Genomic DNA, 18078 nt, shown 5'->3' with positions numbered 1-18078 from the left:
GCGGCTCTATCATCGAAGCGAAACAAAAGGAAAAGAAGCGTGCTCAACGGCTTGTGGCTGGGTTTCTTCGGGGTGGCGGCGCTGGCGGCGCTGGGGCGGTGGCTCGTCGGGGGCGACCCGACCGTGTTCGCCGCGCTGGTGGAGGCGCTGTTCGCCATGGCGCGGCTGGCGGTCGAGGTGATGGTGCTGCTGTTCGGCACGCTCACGCTCTGGCTGGGCTTCCTGCGCATCGCCGAGGCTGCGGGGCTGGTGGGCTGGCTCGCGCGGCTGCTGGGGCCGCTCTTCAGGCGGCTCATGCCGGGCGTGCCGGCGGGGCATCCGGCGCTGGGGCTCATCACCATGAACTTCGCGGCCAACGCGCTGGGGCTGGACAACGCCGCCACGCCCATCGGCCTGAAGGCGATGCGCGAGCTGCAGCGGCTGAACCCCGATCCGGTGACGGCCACAAACGCGCAGATCCTCTTTCTAGTACTCAATGCCTCGTCGCTGACGCTGCTGCCGGTCACCATCTTCATGTACCGCGCGCAGCAGGGCGCGGGCGACCCGACGCTGGTGTTCCTGCCGATCCTGCTGGCCACCAGCGCCTCCACGCTGGTCGGGCTGCTGTCGGTGGCGGTGGCACAGCGCCTGCGGCTGTGGGACCCGGTGGTGCTGGCCTACCTGGTGCCGGGCGCGCTGCTGCTGGGCGGCTTCATGGCGCTGCTGGGCACGCTGTCGGCAACCGCCATCGCCTCGCTGTCGTCGCTGCTGGGCAACCTCACGCTGTTCGGCGTGATCATCGTGTTCCTGCTGGCGGGCGCCGTCCGCCGCATCAAGGTGTACGAATGCTTCATCGAAGGAGCGAAGGAAGGCTTCGACATCGCGAAGAACCTGCTGCCGTACCTCGTCGCGATGCTGTGCGCCATCGGCGTGCTGCGCGCCTCGGGCGCGCTCGACTTCGCGCTCGACGGCCTGCGCTGGCTGGTGGGCGCGGTCGGCTTCGACACCCGCTTCGTCGACGCCATGCCCACCGCGCTGGTCAAGCCCTTCTCGGGCAGCGCGGCGCGCGCAATGCTGATCGAGACCATGAAGAGCCAGGGTGTCGACAGCTTCCCCGCGCTGGTGGCCGCCACCATCCAGGGCAGCACCGAGACCACCTTCTACGTGCTGGCCGTGTATTTCGGCGCGGTGGGCATCCAGCGCACGCGGCATGCGGTGTCCTGCGCGCTGCTGGCCGAGGTGGCGGGCGTGGTGGCCGCCATCGCGGTGTGCTACTGGTTCTTCGGCTGAACCTTCGGTTCGACGATCGGGAACATCGGCTCGAAGGTGTCGAGCATCGACATCAGCTCGGCCAGCTTCGCGCGGTCGCCGTCGATCTTCACTTTGCCGGTGAGCACCGCCGCCGGGAAGCTCGTCTCCTTCAGCGTGACCGCATCGAGCACGGCCCGGCTCAGCGTCACCGTGGCGTCGGCCCCAGGCTGCTGGCCGGCAATGTGCGTGAGCGCCGAGTTCTCCAGCGTCAGCACGAACTGCTGATTGGAATCGGTGAAGTTCCAGTTGATGACCATCTTCCTGCCCTCGGCCTTGGCGGCGTCGAGCCGCACGCCGAGGAAGTCGAAGAACAGGTCGTTGCTCACGGCCTTCAGCGTGTCGGCGTTGGAGCTGTTGCCGCCCGGGATCTTCGGCACGCCGTTGCGCAGCTCCATCGCGCCCACGAGATACGCGCTGCGCCAGGTGCCGGCCTCCGACTGGTAGCCCATCTGCTCGAGCGCGTCGGCGCCCAGCTCGCGGGCCGCGCGGTTGGTCGGATCTGCGTACACCACCTGGCTCATCGCGCTGGCCACCCAGCGGAACTCGCCCTTCTTGAAATCTTCGCGCGCACGCGCCAGCACCGCGTCGGCGCCTCCCATGTATTCGACCGTCTTCTTCGCATAGGCCACCGGCGGCAGCGGGTTCAGGTTGGCGGGGTTGGCGTCGTACCAGCCGAGGTACTTCTGGTAGACGGCCTTGGCGTTGTGCCGCAGCGTGCCGTAGTAGCCGCGCGCGGACCATTCCTGCTCCAGGCTCGCGGGCATGCGCAGCGTCTCGGCGATGTCGGCCGACGTGTAGCCCTGGTTGAGCAGGCGCAGCGACTGGTCGTTGATGAACTTGTACATGTCGCGCTGCTTCTTCAGCAGGTCGACGATGCGCTCCTGCCCGAAGGTCGGCCAGTGGTGCTGGGCGATCAGCACCTCGGCCTTGCCGCCGAAGGCCACGCGGGCCTCGTCGATGTACTTCGACCACAGGTTGCCGTCGCGCACCTCGGCACCGCGGATGGTGTAGAGGTTGTGCATGTTGTGCGTCACGTCCTCCGCCATGTTGAGCACTCGGAACTGCGGCAGGTACATGAGCATTTCCGACGGCGCCTCGGAGCCCGGCACCAGCCTGAAGACGAACTGCACACCGTCTATGGCGCGCTCTTCCGTCGGCTTGTCGATGGTCGACGTGGGCGCGATCAGCGACATGGTGCCGCGCGCCAGCGCCTTGCCCAGCCCCGTGTCGACCTGCCCGCGCGGGCCGGGCGGCAGCAGCGTGCCGAACTGGTACTGCGAGCGCCGGCTCATCGCGTTGCCCGCGAGGATGTTCTCGGCCACCGCCGTTTCCATGAAACCCGAGGGCGCGAGCACCTGCACCTTGCCGGCCTTCACGTCGGCCTCGTCGACCACGCCCTTCACGCCGCCGAAGTGGTCGGCATGGCCGTGGGTGTAGATCACCGTGCCCACCGGCTTGCGCGGGCGGTGCTGGTAGTAGAGCTCGAGCGCAGCGCGCGCGGTCTCGGCGGCCAGCAGCGGATCGATCACGATCAGCGAGCCGTCGCCTTCCACGATGGTCATGTTGGCGATGTCGAAGCCGCGCACCTGGTAGACGCGCTCGGTCACCTTGAAGAGGCCATGGATCGCGTTGAGCTGCGCCTGGCGCCACAGGCTCGGGTTGACGGTGTCGGCCGGCGCGTCGGCCTTGAGGAAGTCGTAGGGCTTCATGCTCCAGACCGGGCGAGCGCCGGAGCCCGGCACCAGCGCGTCGGGCACGGTGCCGACGAAGCCGTGCATCGCGTCCTCGAAGTCCTGCCGGTTGGCGAAAGGCAGCGTCTTCGCCATGTCGGCGTTGGCCTGCAGCGTGGAAGGCTCCGGCGCCTTGGGCGCGACCTGGGCGAATACCGGCGAGGCTCCCAGCGCACAGGCCAGCGCAACGAGCACGACGGAAAAGGGGCGGGATGAAGGGGATGGGGCTTGCATCCGGCGATTCTGCGAAGCACCAGAATCATTGGCAAATGCAAAATATGCGCTTCCTTTTGAAGCAAAACGCAAAATGCAGCTTCGCCAGCTCCAGCATCTCGTCGCCCTGGCGGACCAGGGCAGCTTCGGCCGCGCGGCCCAGGCAGTGCATCTTTCGCAGCCTGCGCTTTCCCGCAGCATCGAGAACCTGGAAGAGAACCTGCAGGCCCGCCTGGTCGACCGCGCCTACGGCAGCGTGCGCTTCACCCAGGCCGGCGAACTGGTGCTGGCGCGCGCCCGCGAGCTGTTGGCCGACGCGCAGCAGATCGCGCGCGACGTGCTGCAGCTCGAAGGCCTCGCCATCGGCAGTCTTGCTGTGGGCTTCGGCCCCTTCGCCGCCGGCACGCTGGGCCGCGCGGCGCTGTCGCTCATGACGCAGCGCCACCCGCAGCTGCAGATGCGCATGGAGGTGGCCGACACCGCCACGCTGTGCGAGCGGCTGCACCGCCGCGAGCTCGACCTGTTCGTCGCCGACACGCGCGACCTGACGAAGCAGCAGCCCGGCCTGAAGCTCGTGCGGCTGCCCAACCTGCCGGTGTCTTTCTTCGTGCGAGCCAAGCACCCGCTGCTGAAGCCCAGGCAGCAGCCGGCGACGCTCGAGAAGCTCATGGCCTACCCCGTCGCCGGCCCGCGCCTGCCGGCGGAGGTGGCGATGCAGTTCGAGCGGGTGGCCCCGCGCGGCGACCGCGGCGTGTTCAACGTGACCTGCGACGACGCAGGCACGCTGCGGCACCTGGCGCTGACGGCCGACGCAGTGATCCTCGCGCCGGTCGCGCCCGTCCCGGGCCACGACACGGACACGCTCGTTCCCCTGCCGGTGGCGGGCCTGGAGCGCATGCAGACGCACTACAGCCTCGTCACGCTGGCGGGGCGAACGCCCTCCCCGGCCGCTGCCGTCTATACCCGGCTGGTAGCAGAGTTGATGGACCCGGCCGGGCAGGCCGGCGGGCGCTGAGCCAAAATGGCCCTCCGCCTCCAAGCCATTGCTTCCTTTCTTGTGACCACTCCCCGCCGGGCCCAGCCGCCCTCCTTTTCGTCCGACGAGTTTCGCGAAGCCCTCGGCATGTTCGCCACCGGCGTCACCGTCGTGACCGCGCGCGCGGCTGACGGCACGCTGGTCGGCCTCACGGCCAACTCGTTCAACTCGGTGTCGCTGACGCCGCCGCTGGTGCTGTGGAGCCTCTCTCGCGCCGCCGGCTCGATGCCCGCGCTCAGCGCCGGCTCGCACTACACGGTGAACATCCTGGCGGCCAACCAGAAGGCGCTGGCCGAACGCTTCGCCACCAAGAACATCGACCGCTGGGCCGACGTGGCCTTCACCGAGGGCCTGGGCGGCGCGCCGGTGCTGGTGGGCGCGGCGGCCAGCTTCGAGTGCTTCAACCGCAGCCGCTACGACGAAGGCGACCACGTGATCTTCGTCGGCGAGGTGGAGCGCTGCTCCCACAACGCGGGCGCTTCGCCGCTGCTCTTCCACGGCGGGCGCTTCTACACAGAGCACCCCTTGTGACCCTCCGCCCTGCGCTCCTGCTCGTCCTGCTGCTCGCCGCGCAGACCGGCACGGCGCAGGAAGCCACGGCACCGCTCAAGCAGAACTGGTTCGACGACCCGTTCTTCCAGCTCTCGTCGGGCCTGCCGGCCTGCGCCGTGCCCGAGGGCCCGTTCTACACGACCGAGGAACGCCGCCTGCAGACCCACTCGCGGCTGGAACGCGGCACCACCTGCTGGCTGGCCGGCAAGTGCGCCGACAGCAACGCCTACCGCTACGACAAGCCGCTCGCACCCAAGGTGCGCGCCGCGCTGCTGGCCGTGCCGGGCGTGAAGAAGGGCAGTGTCTGGGTCATCATCCAGCGCCGCTGGGTGTACCTGCAGGGCTGCGTGCCCGACGCGGCGCTCGCGAAGAAGCTGGAGCGCGCCGCGCGCGCGGTGGCCGACGTGGAAACCGTCGTGCCCGACCTGATGACAGGCACGCGCGGCAAGCCGCCCTACCCCGTGGCCGCCGCGGCGAAACAGGCGAAATAGGCGGCCCGGTTAGCTCCCCAGCGCCGATTCGTGCCAGTGCCGCAGCAGCAGCCGTCCGATCGCACTCACCGCCAGGAAGAAGAGAAAGCCCAGCAGCGTCGCCGCGATCACCTCGGCGAACAGCAGCGCGGTGTACATGCGCCCCTGCGCGAAGACGATCTGCACGCCCAGCCCGCCTTCGGCATTGCCCGAGCCGATGATGAATTCGCCCACGATGGCGCCGATCACCGACAGCCCCGCCGAGATGCGCAGCCCCGCGAAGATGTGCGGCAGCGCGCCCGGCAGCCGCAGCTTCCAGAACGACACCAGCCCGCTCGCGCGGTGCAGCGCGAACAGCTCCGCGAGATTGCGCGAGGTGGAGCGCAGGCCCAGCATCGTGTTGTTGATGATCGGAAAGAGCGACATGATGAAGCTCACGATCACCACCGACAGCTCGTTGTAGCCGAACCAGAGCACGATGAGCGGCGCGATCGCCACCACCGGCACGGTCTGCAGCAGCACCGCGTACGGATACAGGCTGCGCTCCAGCAGCCGCGACTGCGCCAGCACCGCGGCGCCGGCGATGCCGACGACGATGGCCAGCGCGTAGCCCAGCAGCGCCTCCTTCAGCGTGGAGAGCGTGGCGCCCGCGAGCGTTGCGGCGTTCTCGGCGGTGGCCGCGGCCACTTCCTGCGGCGAGGGCAGCAGGTAGCCCTTGCCCTGGTAGACGGTGGCGCTCAACAGCCACCAGAGGCCGATGGCGAGCAGCGCGACCGCCACCACGGGCGCGGCGTTGCGCGCGAGGGCCAATGCAGGGGAAGAAGATCGGGTCATCTCCGCTCCCTCAAGCCACGGCCTGCGCGTGATGCTGCGCGCGCAGCACCGACGTCACCTGCCCCGTGAGCGCGGCGAAGTCCGCGCTGGCGCGCAGCTCCGGCGCGCGCGGGAATGCGAAGGGCACGTCGATCACGTCCAGGATGCGCCCCGGCCGCGGCGACATCACCACCACGCGGTTCGAGAGGTACACCGCCTCGTGCACGTTGTGCGTCACCAGCACGCCGGTGAAGCCGGCCTGCCGCCACAGCGACGAGAGCTCTTCCTGCAGCACGTCGCGCGTGAGTTCGTCCACCGCCGCCAGCGGCTCGTCGAGCAGCAGCAGCCCGGGTCGCAGGGCCAGCGCGCGCGCCAGCGACAGCCGCATGCGCATGCCGCCCGAGAGCTGGTGCGGATACGACTTCTCGAAACCCGCGAGCCCCACCAGCTTCAGCGCCTCCGCCGCGCGCGGGCGGTAGCTGTCGGGCGAGTGGCCTTCGAGCTCCATCAGCAGCTGCGCGTTGCGCTCCACGTTGCGCCAGGGCAGCAGCGCGGCCTCCTGGAACACGAAGGCGGTCTCGATGCCGTCCGGCCGCGTGCAGCGCCCGGTGCTCGGCGCGACCAGCCCCGCCATGATGCGCAGCAGCGTCGACTTGCCGCAGCCCGAGGGCCCGACGATGGAGACGAACTCGCCGGGGCGCAGCGCGAAGTCGACCTTGTCCAGCGCCAGCAGCCCGCCATCCTTGCGCGTGTCGAAGCGCTTCGACACACCCTCCAGCCCGACGGCCGCGCCCTTGTCGCTCATGAGTTGCAGCCCGGCACCAGCGTGCGGTCGTAGCCCTGCTTCGCGTCGAAGCCCGCCGGCAGGAAGCCGACGCTGCGCAGCTGGCCCGCCAGCTCGCTCCAGCGCGCGTCGCTCATGCAGCCGATGCGGCCGAGGTCGTGCGAGATCAGCGTCTCGATCATTTCCTTGTTGGCCGCGTCGTAGATCTCGGGCGTCATCTGCTTGTTCATGCCGGTGATCAGCGGCTTGAGCCCCTGCGGGTTGCGCACGTAGCCGGCCCAGCCCTTCTGCACCGCCGCGACGGTGGCCTTCACCAGCGCGGGGTTCTTGCGGATCATGTCGTCGGTGGTGAAGAGCACGTTGTAGGGCTTGTAGCCCAGCGAGGCCAGCGTGATCTGCTGCACCTGCACGCCGGCCGCGGCCATGCGCGCGGGCAGGAAGAGCGAGTAGCCCTGCTGCACCATCTTCGGGTCGTTGCGGAACAGGCTCAGGTCGCCGCTCACCGGGATCTCGCGCGTGCCGGCGAGCCTGTACTGCTTCTTCGTCCACTCCCAGTAGGCATTGCCGATGTTCACCGCGAAGGTGCGGCCCTGCAGGTCGGCGATGGACTTCACGGCCGGATCGGCGTGATAGACCAGTGTGTAGGGCACGTAGTCGAGGTGCGCGAACACCGCGCGCACCGGCGCGCCGCGCAGGCGGGCCAGCAGCACGTCGTCTGCGTTGCCGATGCCGAACTCGGCCTGACCCGAGGCCACCTGCGGAATGGTCTGGATCTTCGGGCCGCCCTGCAGCACGCTGATCTCGATGCCGGCCTCCTTGCCGAGCCTGTCCTGCTGGGCCTGCCAGTAGCCGGCCTGGTCGGGCTGGGCGAACCAGTTGCTGAGGATGCGCACGGGCTTGGGCGCATCGGCGGCCTGCGCCGCGAAGGGCAGCGCCATGACCAGCGGAAGGGCCAGCCAGCGAAGAGCGGAAGAAATCATGATGCGGAAACCTTGAGCCAGGGAAGTTGCGCCGCGCTGTAGCGGAAGGTCTGGAACACGCTGTTCTGGCGGCCGGGCACGTACTTGCGCGCGGCCTCGTCGGGGTACTCGGCGAACCAGGGAATCACGTACTCCCAGACCACCTCGCCGGCCGGCGTGACCTCGAACAGGCGCCCCGTGGCCGACTCGGTGACGTGCGTGTGGCCGTTGGGCAGGCGCTGCGCGCTGCCCATGTAGGCGGTATAGAAGGCGTTGACCAGCTCGTCCGCGTACTGCCACACGACCTCGTTGGAGGCCGGATCGATTTCGAGAACGCGCGAGAACGCCACATGCTTGCCGGTGCGGAAGTTGCCGTTGTCGAAAGCAAGAATGTTGCCGTTGTCCAGCGCGACCGGCGCGTGCTGGTGCGACAGCACCGAGGGCGGAATGTGCAGCTTCACGCCGCCCGTGGCGCGGTCGATGCCGACGATGCCCGAGGTGGTGCGCAGGCTCATGAGCACCAGCCCGTCGGCCGTCACGTCGAGCCCGTTCACCAGCGGCCAGTGGGTGCGGCCGAAGCCGGGGTGGATGGGGAAGTCTTCCGGCGCCAGGTGCTCCCAGGCCTTCCACTCCCACACGAGCCGGCCTTCGCGATCGACCTCGCGGATCACGTCGCCGTACATGGTCTCGTCGGGGCCGTGGGCCGTGCCGCCGGGCACGCGTTCGGCGAAACCGGCAGGCACCGTCGCGCAGCCGGCGTACAGCAGGTGGCCGTTGGCCAGCCAGCGGGCGTCGTGGTGGTGCGTCGGGTCCTGGAAGCGCCAGACGATCTCGCCTTCCGGCGTGGCCTCGTAGAAGTCGCCGCCGTGCCACAGCGACCAGGCCGGGTAGATCTCGGGCGAATCGGCGTGGTTGCCGTTGTAGCCGAGGTTGCCGTTCGGCAGGATCACGGCCGCGCGGCCCGGGCGCACCGGCATCTTCCACTGGTGCGCCACGCGGCCCTCGATGTCGACCAGGTAGACGTTGCCGTCGTCGGTCTGCGGCGCGATCAGGGTGTAGCCGCCGGCGCTCAGCGCCGGGTCGTGGGCGATCAGGCCGGTGCCGCGGCGGCGCTGGGTGATCTGGTCGACGGTGGTGGTCACGGGAACGAACCTCGCGAGATTGAAGAAGGTGCGAATCTAGGCCGCATCTCCCGTCAGGAAAATCTGTTTGTTTCGTACGGCGCGTATAGAAAATCCATACACTCCCGCCACCATGCGCGCCATCTCCCAGACCTTCCGCTGTTTCGACGAAGTGGCCCGCCGCGGCTCGGTGCGCAAGGCGGCCGAGGCGCTGCACCTCACGGCCGCGGCCGTCCACCAGCAGGTGCTCAATCTCGAGGAGCAGGTGGGCACGCCGCTGTTCGACCGACTGCCGCGCGGCATGCAGCTGACCACCGCGGGCGAGATCATGGTGGCCGCCGTGCGGCGCGGGCAGCGCGACTTCGACAACGCGCTGGCCCAGGTGGAAGACCTGCGCTCGCTGCGGCGCGGGCACATCAACCTGGCGGTGCCGCACTCGTCGGCCGAGCAGCTGGTGCCCGAGGTCATCGAGACCGCCATGAAGAACTACCCCGGCGTGACCTACGGCGTGCGCTCGGGCAGCGGCGAGAACATCCTGAAATGGGTGGCCAACGGCGAATCGGACATCGGTTTCTGCCTGCGCCGCAAGCCGCCGCCGGGCGTGGAGGAGATCCGCAGCTTTCCGCAGCACCTGGGGCTGGTCACGCCGCCGGGCCATCCGCTGGCGGCGCTGGGCAAGCTGCCGCGGCTGCGCGACTGCCTGGAGCACCCGCTGATCCTCATGACGCCCGACACCGAGCTGCGCGCCATGGTCGACCAGATCGACCACCGCGAGCACCGCAAGGTGCGCCCGCTGGTGGAGACCAGCTCGGTCGCGATGGTGCGGCGGCTGGTGGCTGGCGGCACCGGCATCGGCTTTCTCATTCCCGAGAACGTGGCCGAGGACGTGGAGCGCGGCACGCTGGTGTGGACCGGCCTGGCCGACGCCGGTGCCCGCTCTTTCAGTTGCCTCTACCAGCGCTCGGGCCAGACGACCACGGTGGCCATGGGCATGTTCCTGCAGTTCCTGGAGGCCGCGCTGCAGGCCATCGGCCAGCGCTTCGAGCGGCAGGCGCCGCTGCCCGCGCTGGATGCCTTTGCCCAGTGAGCCCGCGCGGAATTTGCCAGCGCGATACGATCATCGGATGAATCGAGCGGCCATCCGCCGCCGCCACCCGTTCGATCGACCGCCCCGAATGATCCAGCGCAAGACCCACCTCGACAGCCTCGCCATAGGCCTGCTCATCGCCTGCTGCGCCTTCTGGGGCCTGCAGCAGATCCTCATCAAGACCACCGTGGCCGAGGTACCGCCGATGTGGCAGGCCTCGATCCGCATGATCGGCGCGACCGTGCTGCTGTGGCTTTGGTGCGTGTGGCGGCGCGTGCCGCTCTTCGAGCGCGACGGCACGCTGTGGCCCGGGTTGCTGGCCGGCCTGCTGTTCTCGGGCGAATTCGCCGGCATCTACCTCGGGCTGCAGCACACCAGCGCCTCGCGGCTCACGGTGTTCCTCTACACCGCGCCCTTCTGGGTGTCGCTGCTGCTGCCGCGCTGGGTGCCGGCCGAGCGGCTGCGCGGCTTCCAGTGGCTGGGGCTCTTCATCGCGTTCTCGGGCGTGGTGCTGGCCTTCAGCGAGGGCTTCGCCCACATGAGCTCGTCACAGCTCATCGGCGACGGCATGGCGCTGGCGGCCGGCATGCTCTGGGGCCTGACCACGCTCACGCTGCGCACCACTCGCCTGGCCACGGCCAGTGCCGAGAAGACGCTGTTCTACCAAGTGGCGGTGACTGCCGCGATGTGCCCGGTGCTGTCGCTGGGGCTCGGCGAGCACTGGGGCTTCTCGTACTCCGCCTGGGCCTGGACCTCCATCGGCCTGCAGACGGTGGTCGGCGCCTTCGCCAGCTACCTCGCGTGGATGTGGCTGCTGCGGCACTACCCGGCCACGCAGATGTCGTCTTTCACCTTCCTCACGCCGCTGTTCGCGCTGGTGTTCGGCGTAGCGCTGCTGAAGGAGCCGCTCACGGCGCAGCTGATCGTTGCGCTCATCGGCGTGGCGCTGGGCATCGTGCTGGTGAACCGGCGGCCTGCGGTACAACGCACCGCATGAGCAGCAAGACCAGCAAATTCCAGCCCGTCCTCGACGAGATCGTCGCCACCCTGCGCCCGCAGCTGGGCCAGGGCGGCAAGGTGGCCAGCTACATCCCGGCGCTCGCGCGCGTCGATGCGCGGCAGTTCGGCATCGCGCTGCGCACCTGCGAGGGCGAGGAGGCCGGCGCGGGCGACTTCGAGACGCCCTTTTCCATCCAGAGCGTGTCGAAGCTCTTCACGCTCACGCTCGCCATGCAGCGCATGGGTGACGCGCTGTGGGAGCGCATCGGCCGCGAGCCCTCGGGCAACCCGTTCAACTCGCTGGTGCAGCTGGAGAACGAGCAGGGCAAGCCGCGCAACCCCTTCATCAATGCAGGCGCCATCGCGGTGGCCGACCGGCTCGTGAGCCAGGCCAGGGCCAGCGGCGGCAGCGCCAAGACCGACATCCTCGCGCTCATGTCGAGCCTGTGCGGCGAGCCCATCGCCTTCGACGACGAGGTGGCCCGTTCGGAGGCCGACACGGGCTTTCGCAACATCGCGCTGGCCAACTTCATGAAGAGCTTCGGCAAGATCGACAACGACGTCGAGACCGTGCTCGACACCTACTTCAACCAGTGCGCGCTGCGCATGAGCTGCCGCCAGCTGGCGCGCGCCGCGGCCTTCCTGTGCCGCGACGGCGCGCATCCGATCGACGGAGAGCCCGAGGTCACCGGCGAGCGGCAGACGCGCCGCATCAACGCGCTGATGCTCACCTGCGGCACCTACGACGCGGCGGGCGACGTGGCCTTCTCGATCGGCCTGCCCTGCAAGAGCGGCGTGGGCGGCGGCATTGTCGCCGTGGTGCCCGACAGGCTCACGCTGTGCGTGTGGTCGCCGGCGCTCGACGCCACCGGCAATTCGCTGCTGGGCATGAAGGCGCTGGAACTCTTCGTGACGCGCACGGGCCTGTCGGTGTTCTGAGCTTCGCCGCGGATCAGGCCACGGCGGCCACCGGCGCCGTGGCCAGGCAGCCCATGCCTTCGAGCGAGGCTTCCACCGCCTCCTCGAGCGGCGTGTGCGGTTCGCGGCCCAGGAAGGCCACCAGCTTCGCGTTGTCCATGCCCACGGGCGTGCGCCACAGGTAGCGCATCTCGCGCATTTCGCGGAAGGTGACGACGAGGGGCGAGGCCAGCGTCAGCAGCCACCACGGAAAGGCCGACACGCCGACCCTCGTGCCGATACGGCGCGCCACCACCTTGCGGATGGCGTCGCTCATGCGCGTGCCGTCGGCGTCCCAGTGGCCAGCCATGTGGAACCGCGCGAAGGCATCGAGCCGGTCGCGCCTCGCCAGCAGCTCGACCATGGTGCGCGCCACGTCGGGCAGGTACGACCACTGGTGGCCGACGCCGGCGCTGCCGGGGTAGCTCACGGACCTGACGGGCTGCCCCGCCTTCACCAGCCCCTGCGAGAACCAGTTGTTGCCCGCCTTCGGGCCGAAGAAGTCGCCGGCGCGCACGATCAGCACCCGCGCGCCCTGGCGGCTGGCTTCCTCCAGGCGCCGTTCCATCTCGACGCGGATCGCGCCCTTGCGGGTGAGCGGGCGCTGCGGCGAGTCCTCGGCCAGCAGCGGGAAGGCGTCGGGGCCGAAGTTGTAGACCGTGCCGGGCAGCACGACGGTCGCGCCCTCGGCCTTCGCGGCGGCGATGGTGTTGTCGAGCATCGGCAGCACCAGTTCCGACCAGTTGCGGTAGCCCGGCGGATTGACCGCATGCACGATGACCGAGCAGCCCTTCGCCGCCCGCCGCACGGCCTGCGCATCCATCGCGTCGCCGGCCAGCCAGGTGATGCCCTCGCGCTTTCCTTCCTGCGCATCGCGCTTCAGTGCGCGCACCTCCCAGCCCGCATCGCGCAGCTGGCGGGCCACCTCGCCGCCGATGCCGCCCGTTGCGCCGAGAACCAGGACCGTGTCGCCGCGTGTCGTGTCGTGTGCCATGAACTGCTCCAGAAGTTGTTGCCGATGGAAGAATTCTGGAACCGCGTCGGCTCCATTGGAATTGCCGAACATGAGCTATCGGCCATACATTTATGTATGACTTCGAACATCGGCTGGGAGCTCTACCGCACTTTCCTGAGCGTGCTGCGCGAGGGCTCGCTCTCGGGCGCGGCACGCGCCCTCGGCATCACCCAGCCCACGGTCGGGCGCCACGTGGCGGCGCTCGAGGAAGCGCTGGGCACCGTGCTTTTCACGCGCTCGCAGACGGGGCTGCTGCCCACCGAGGTGGCGCTGGCGCTGCGCACGCATGCGGAGGCCATGGAAAGCACCGCCGCCTCGCTGGAGCGCGCCGCCAGCAGCCAGGGCGAAGGCGTGCGCGGCGTGGTGCGCGTGTCGGCCAGCGAAGTCGTCTGCGCGGAAGTGCTGCCGCCCATCGTGGCGGGGCTTCGCGAGACGCACCCGGCGCTGAAGGTCGAGCTGGTGTCGACCAACCGCGTGCAGGACCTGCTGCGGCGCGAGGCCGACATCGCCGTGCGCATGGTGCGCCCCAGGCAGGAGCAGCTGGTGGCGCGCCGCATCGGCAACATCGAGCTGGGCTTTCATGCGCATCGCGACTACTTGGCGCGCCACGGCACGCCGCGCAAGCTGGAAGAGCTGGCCGCGCACTCGCTGATCGGCTACGACCAGCCCACGGCCTTCGTGCGCAACGCGGGCAAGGCGCTCAAGGGCTTCACGCGCGACGCCTTCTCGCTGCGCACCGACAGCGACCTCACGCAGCTGGCGCTGATCCGCGCCGGTGCCGGCATCGGCATCTGCCAGGTGGCGCTGGCCAGCCGCAACCCCGGGCTGGTCCGGCTGATACCGCGCGGTTTCTCTCTGAAGCTGGACACCTGGGTCACGATGCACGAGGACCTGCGCGGCAGCCCGCGCTGCCGCGCCACCTTCGATGCGCTGGCCGAGGGTCTCGCGCGCCACATCGGTGGCCCTGCGGCGGAGGCGAAAATGCCCCGCGCCAGACCGACACCTACCGAATGACAGAACCGACCACAGACTCCGACATCCTCCCCCTGCAGGAAGACCGCCTCTGGCGCGACGACCGCTGGACCGCCCGCGTTATCAAGAACGAGGAAGACGACGGCTGGGCCGTCGAGATGACGCGCCACGGCGACCCCGAGCCGGCCCTCGTCGGCCCCTGGACCATGGGCCGCGACAAGAAGAACCCCAAGCCGCTCGACGCCCCGGCCTTCTCCACGCTGGTGAAGACCGCCGCCGAAGTCATCCGCCGCCACGAGCAGCAGCTGCACGCCACGCTCAACAAGAGCGTGACCGTCACTGCGCGCGACGACCGGCGCGTGCGCGTGGCGCTTTCCATCGTGCCCGACGAGGACAACCCCACGGCCACGCTCACGGCCTACGACGACGCGGACGACAGCGAACTCGCCAGCGTGAGCGTGTCGCCCGCGTTCAAGCTCACCGCCAGCAGTGCGAGCGCGTGGATCGAGTCGGACTACGCGCGCCCGCGCTGAGCGCGAATAACACATGCGCCGCGTTTTCGCCAATTAGCGAAACAGCGTATGTTCATGCCGGGGTGAGTTGAGAAGAATCCGCCCCAACGAGCAATCGTTACCAGTCATACGACACCCGCTGCCAGTGCTGCCAGCGAGGCGTCGGGCAATAAAGCCCGAATCGGTTTAACCACCGGTTCGGGCTTTTTTGTTTTCTCGGCCGCAAGAGTGCTTTTTCGAAACGGATGCGCCGCATCCGGTGGCGGAGCCTTGCCCGGAGAAAAGCGCACTGGCAACGCAGCGTTCGTTTGCAGGGCCGCGCCGCGGGAGGAGACACCCAACGCGCGGTTCCGAAGGTCGGATCTTCCTGATGACTCGCACAAATACGAAGGAATTTGACATGACGAACGTTTTCAACCGCCGCCAGATCGTGAAGACCGGCGGCTCGATGATCGTGTTGGGCGCCGCCGGCGGCGTGGCCGGCATTGCCTCGGCGCAGGACAGCGGCCCCGTGAAGCTGGGGCTGCTGCATTCGCTCTCGGGCACCATCGCCATCGCCGAGGCTTCGCTGGTCGATGCCGAGAAGCTGGCGATCGAGGAGATCAACGCGGCCGGCGGCGTGATGGGCCGGAAGATCGAGGCCGTGGTGGAAGACGGCGCGAGCGAGAACCCGGTGTTCGCCGAGAAGGCCCGCAAGCTGCTGGAGCGCGACAAGGTCGCGGCCATCATCGGCTGCTACACCTCGGCCTCGCGCAAGGCGCTGCTGCCGGTGCTCAACCAGGCCAAGGGCCTGCTGTTCTATCCGACCTACTACGAGGGCCAGGAGCAGGACAAGCGCGTGTTCTACCCCTCGCAGGAAGCCACGCAGTCTGTGATCGCGGCGGTCGAGTGGATGGCGCGCGAGAAGGGCAAGAGCTTCTTCCTCGTGGGCTCCGACTACATCTACCCGCGCACCTGCAACAAGATCGCCAAGCCGGCCATCGCCAAGGCCGGCGGCAAGGTGCTCGGCGAAGAGTACGCGCCGCTGGGCCACACCGAGTTCTCGTCGATCATCAACAAGATCAAGGCCGCCAAGCCCGACTGCATCTACAGCACCGTGGTGGGCGGCTCCAACGTGGCCTTCTACAAGCAGCTGCGCGCGGCGGGCCTGGACGGTGCCAAGCAGGTGCTGCTGTCCACCGTGGTGTCGGAAAACGAGATCGACGGCATCGGCAAGGACAACGCCGCGGGCTACTACGCCTGCATGGGCTACTTCCAGAGCATCAAGTCGCCGGCCAACGAGAAATTCGTGAAGGCCTTCAAGGCGAAGTACGGGCAGGACCGCGTGATCGGCGACCCGATGGAGGTGGCCTACAACAGCGTGTACCTCTGGAAGCTGGCGGTGGAGAAGGCCAAGTCCTTCGACGTCGACAAGGTCACGGCGGCTGCCGCGGGCGTGGAGATCGAGGCGCCCGAAGGCACGGTGCGCGTGCACGCCACCAATCACCACGTCTGGAAGAAGGTGCGCGTCGGCCGTGCGCGCCCCGACGGCCAGTTCGACATCGTGTGGGAATCGCCCCAGCTCGTCGAGCCCAACCCCTTCCCGAAGGTCTGAACGCGATGAACTTTGACATCGCGGTGATGCAGGTGTTCAACGGCGTGAGCCTGTTCACCATCCTGCTGCTGATGGCGATCGGGCTGGCCATCGTGTTCGGCCTGATGGGCGTCATCAACATGGCGCACGGCGAGCTGATGGCCCTCGGCGCCTACATGACCTACCTGGCCGCGCGCTTCTTCGAGCACTTCGCGCCGGGCTTCATGGACCTGTACCTGTTCGCCGCGATTCCGTTCGCGTTCGCAGTGACCTTCGCGTTCGGCTACGTGCTGGAACGGGGCTTCATCCGCTTCTTCTACGACCGGCCGCTGGACACCCTGCTCGCCACCTGGGGCCTGAGCCTGATGCTGCAGCAGGCCTACCGCTCGATCTTCGGCGCGCAGGAGGTGAGCGTGCCGCTGGCCTCGTGGCTCGCGGGAGCGTGGGAGCCGACGGCGGGCATCCAGCTGCCGCTGAACCGCATCTTCATCGTGGGGCTCACCGCGCTGGTGGCGACCGGCGTCTACCTGCTGCTGTACCGCACCTCGTGGGGACTCAAGGTGCGCGCGGTGACGCAGAACCGCGCCATCGCCGGCGCGGTGGGCATCGACACGCACCGCGTCGACGCGATGACCTTCGCGCTGGGCTCCGGCCTCGCGGGCATCGCGGGCGCGGTGTTCACGATGATCGGCTCGACCAACCCCGGAACCGGCCAGCTCTACATCGTCGACTCCTTCATCGTGGTGGTGTTCGGCGGCGTGCAGAGCCTGGTGGGGACGGCCCTCTCGGGCTTCTCCATCGCGCAGTCGCAGACCTGGCTCGAGTACCTGATGAGCGGCTCCATGGCCAAGGCGACGATCCTGCTGCTGGTGATCGTGGTGCTGTATTTCCGGCCCAACGGGCTGTTCGCGGTCCGTTCGAGGAGCTGAGCATGCTGTCGAAGCTCTCTTTGCAACGCAGGCGCGACATCGGCTCGATGGCCGCCGTGCTCCTGCTGCTGGCCGTGGTGCTGCCGCTCGCGCTCGACGCCTTCCGCCTGAACCTCGTGGGCAAGTACCTGGCCTTCGCCTTCGTCGCGATCGGCGTGGTGCTGACCTGGGGCTACGGCGGCGTGCTGAGCCTGGGCCAGGGCATGTTCTTCGGCCTTGGCGGCTACATGATGGCCATGTTCCTCAAGCTCGAAGCCTCCGCGCCCGAGCTGCCCGACTTCATGGTGTGGAGCAGCGTGGAGCAGCTGCCCACGTGGTGGCAGCCCTTCCATTCGCTGGGCTGGACCGTGGTCGGCATCCTCGTGGTTCCGGCGGTGCTGGCGTACGTGTTCTCGTACGCGATCTTCAAGCGGCGCGTGAGCGGCGTGTATTTCGCGATCGTCACGCTGTCGCTGGCGCTCACGCTCACGGTGGTGGTGATCGGCCAGCAGGGCGATACCGGCGGCGCCAACGGCATCACCGACTTCCGCACGCTGCTGGGCCTGGACATCGCGAACGACGACTCCAAGCGCACGATCTACTTCGTCGAGGTGCTGGCCGTCGGGCTGGTGATGGCGCTCTCGCTGCTCGTCGTGCGCAGTCGCTTCGGCAAGATCCTCATCGCCATCCGCGACCGCGAAGACCGCGTGCGCTTCAGCGGCTACAACACGGCGCACATGAAGGCCTTCGTGTTCGCGGTGGCAGCAGTGCTTTCGTCCATCGGCGGAGCCTTCTACAGCCTGCAGGTCGGGCTGATCGCGCCGGGCGTGATCGGCGTGGTGGCATCGGTGGAGATGGTGATCTACGCGGCGGTCGGCGGACGGCTGTCGATTCCGGGCGCAGTGATCGGCGCGCTGCTGATCGGCTTTCTCAAGTCGTACCTGTCGGAGACCTTTCCCGAAGGCTGGCTGTACTTCCTGGGCGCCGTGTTCATCCTCGTGGTCTGGGCCATGCCCAACGGCCTTGCGGGTCTGGGCGAGAAGCTGATGCGCCGGCGCGGCGCGGAGGCCGCGCCATGAACGCGACG

At 68.7% G+C, this 18078-nt stretch carries 18 protein-coding genes; 12 read left to right on the top strand and 6 right to left on the bottom strand.

Features of this window, described 5'->3' with window-relative positions:
• Positions 1-39 precede the first annotated feature (39 nt).
• On the top strand, positions 40-1269 hold the full coding sequence (locus EJP69_RS22665) for a nucleoside recognition domain-containing protein (RefSeq protein ID WP_126472590.1): 1230 nt from the start codon (positions 40-42) through the stop codon (positions 1267-1269).
• On the opposite strand, the gene EJP69_RS22660 is transcribed toward EJP69_RS22665, so the two are convergent.
• Positions 1251-3254, bottom strand: a complete 2004-nt coding sequence (locus tag EJP69_RS22660; protein WP_126472589.1) for an alkyl/aryl-sulfatase — start codon at positions 3252-3254, stop codon at positions 1251-1253. The genes EJP69_RS22665 and EJP69_RS22660 overlap by 19 nt on opposite strands.
• A gap of 73 nt (positions 3255-3327) precedes the next feature.
• Between EJP69_RS22660 and EJP69_RS22655 the strand changes: the two genes are divergently transcribed.
• From EJP69_RS22655 to EJP69_RS22645, 3 genes are read left to right on the top strand one after another with little or no spacing between them, the layout of a single operon-like run.
• Positions 3328-4248 carry a LysR family transcriptional regulator gene (locus tag EJP69_RS22655; protein ID WP_093300533.1) on the top strand — a complete coding sequence of 307 codons (921 nt, stop codon included), beginning with the start codon at positions 3328-3330 and terminating at the stop codon, positions 4246-4248.
• A 42-nt stretch (positions 4249-4290) separates the two neighbouring features.
• Positions 4291-4800 (top strand): flavin reductase family protein, encoded by a 510-nt coding sequence (locus EJP69_RS22650; RefSeq protein WP_093195643.1) that lies wholly within the window; start codon positions 4291-4293, stop codon positions 4798-4800.
• Complete coding sequence (locus EJP69_RS22645; protein WP_126472588.1) at positions 4797-5312, top strand: BON domain-containing protein; 516 nt, start codon at positions 4797-4799, stop codon at positions 5310-5312. The genes EJP69_RS22650 and EJP69_RS22645 overlap by 4 nt, the downstream gene beginning before the upstream one ends.
• Before the next feature lie 9 nt (positions 5313-5321).
• On the opposite strand, the gene EJP69_RS22640 is transcribed toward EJP69_RS22645, so the two are convergent.
• Genes EJP69_RS22640 through EJP69_RS22625 form a run of 4 tightly spaced genes read right to left on the bottom strand, consistent with a single transcriptional unit; the run spans position 5322 to position 8989 of the window.
• A complete protein-coding gene (locus tag EJP69_RS22640; RefSeq protein ID WP_093195645.1) occupies positions 5322-6125 on the bottom strand; it encodes an ABC transporter permease in 804 nt (267 codons plus the stop codon).
• Positions 6126-6135: 10 nt separating this feature from the next.
• Complete coding sequence (locus EJP69_RS22635; protein WP_093300530.1) at positions 6136-6909, bottom strand: ABC transporter ATP-binding protein; 774 nt, start codon at positions 6907-6909, stop codon at positions 6136-6138.
• Positions 6906-7868: an ABC transporter substrate-binding protein gene (locus EJP69_RS22630; protein WP_126472587.1), complete on the bottom strand. Its 963-nt coding sequence runs from the start codon at positions 7866-7868 to the stop codon at positions 6906-6908. The genes EJP69_RS22635 and EJP69_RS22630 overlap by 4 nt, the downstream gene beginning before the upstream one ends.
• The gene (locus tag EJP69_RS22625; RefSeq protein ID WP_126472586.1) at positions 7865-8989 is read right to left on the bottom strand and encodes an aryl-sulfate sulfotransferase; all 1125 of its coding nucleotides are present in this window, start codon (positions 8987-8989) and stop codon (positions 7865-7867) included. Before EJP69_RS22625 ends, EJP69_RS22630 begins: the two co-directional genes overlap by 4 nt.
• 112 nt (positions 8990-9101) lie before the next feature.
• Between EJP69_RS22625 and EJP69_RS22620 the strand changes: the two genes are divergently transcribed.
• The 3 genes from EJP69_RS22620 (at position 9102) to EJP69_RS22610 (ending at position 11993) form a co-directional block, all read left to right on the top strand.
• Positions 9102-10055, top strand: a complete 954-nt coding sequence (locus tag EJP69_RS22620; protein WP_093195649.1) for a LysR family transcriptional regulator — start codon at positions 9102-9104, stop codon at positions 10053-10055.
• 88 nt (positions 10056-10143) lie between these two features.
• Positions 10144-11052 carry a DMT family transporter gene (locus EJP69_RS22615; protein WP_093300525.1) on the top strand — a complete coding sequence of 303 codons (909 nt, stop codon included), beginning with the start codon at positions 10144-10146 and terminating at the stop codon, positions 11050-11052.
• Positions 11049-11993: a glutaminase gene (locus EJP69_RS22610; protein WP_126472585.1), complete on the top strand. Its 945-nt coding sequence runs from the start codon at positions 11049-11051 to the stop codon at positions 11991-11993. Before EJP69_RS22615 ends, EJP69_RS22610 begins: the two co-directional genes overlap by 4 nt.
• 13 nt (positions 11994-12006) lie before the next feature.
• On the opposite strand, the gene EJP69_RS22605 is transcribed toward EJP69_RS22610, so the two are convergent.
• Positions 12007-13005 (bottom strand): NAD-dependent epimerase/dehydratase family protein, encoded by a 999-nt coding sequence (locus EJP69_RS22605; protein ID WP_126472584.1) that lies wholly within the window; start codon positions 13003-13005, stop codon positions 12007-12009.
• A 96-nt stretch (positions 13006-13101) separates the two neighbouring features.
• On the opposite strand from EJP69_RS22605, the gene EJP69_RS22600 reads away from it, so the two are divergent.
• From EJP69_RS22600 to urtC, 5 genes are all read left to right on the top strand, one after another.
• On the top strand, positions 13102-14040 hold the full coding sequence (locus EJP69_RS22600; protein ID WP_093195653.1) for a LysR family transcriptional regulator: 939 nt from the start codon (positions 13102-13104) through the stop codon (positions 14038-14040).
• Positions 14037-14531, top strand: a complete 495-nt coding sequence (locus tag EJP69_RS22595) for a hypothetical protein (RefSeq protein WP_126472583.1) — start codon at positions 14037-14039, stop codon at positions 14529-14531. The genes EJP69_RS22600 and EJP69_RS22595 overlap by 4 nt, the downstream gene beginning before the upstream one ends.
• A gap of 379 nt (positions 14532-14910) precedes the next feature.
• A complete protein-coding gene (gene urtA / locus EJP69_RS22590) occupies positions 14911-16104 on the top strand; it encodes an urea ABC transporter substrate-binding protein (RefSeq protein ID WP_126472582.1) in 1194 nt (397 codons plus the stop codon).
• 5 nt (positions 16105-16109) lie between these two features.
• Positions 16110-17012: an urea ABC transporter permease subunit UrtB gene (gene urtB / locus EJP69_RS22585; protein WP_093300516.1), complete on the top strand. Its 903-nt coding sequence runs from the start codon at positions 16110-16112 to the stop codon at positions 17010-17012.
• Positions 17013-17014: 2 nt separating this feature from the next.
• Positions 17015-18070 (top strand): urea ABC transporter permease subunit UrtC, encoded by a 1056-nt coding sequence (urtC, locus tag EJP69_RS22580; RefSeq protein WP_126472581.1) that lies wholly within the window; start codon positions 17015-17017, stop codon positions 18068-18070.
• Positions 18071-18078 lie beyond the last annotated feature (8 nt).

This window comes from Variovorax gossypii (assembly GCF_003965815.1).
GTDB lineage: Bacteria > Pseudomonadota > Gammaproteobacteria > Burkholderiales > Burkholderiaceae_C > Variovorax > Variovorax gossypii.
The sequence above is the reverse complement of the archived record's forward strand: the minus strand, read 5'-3'. Positions and strand labels throughout refer to the sequence as shown.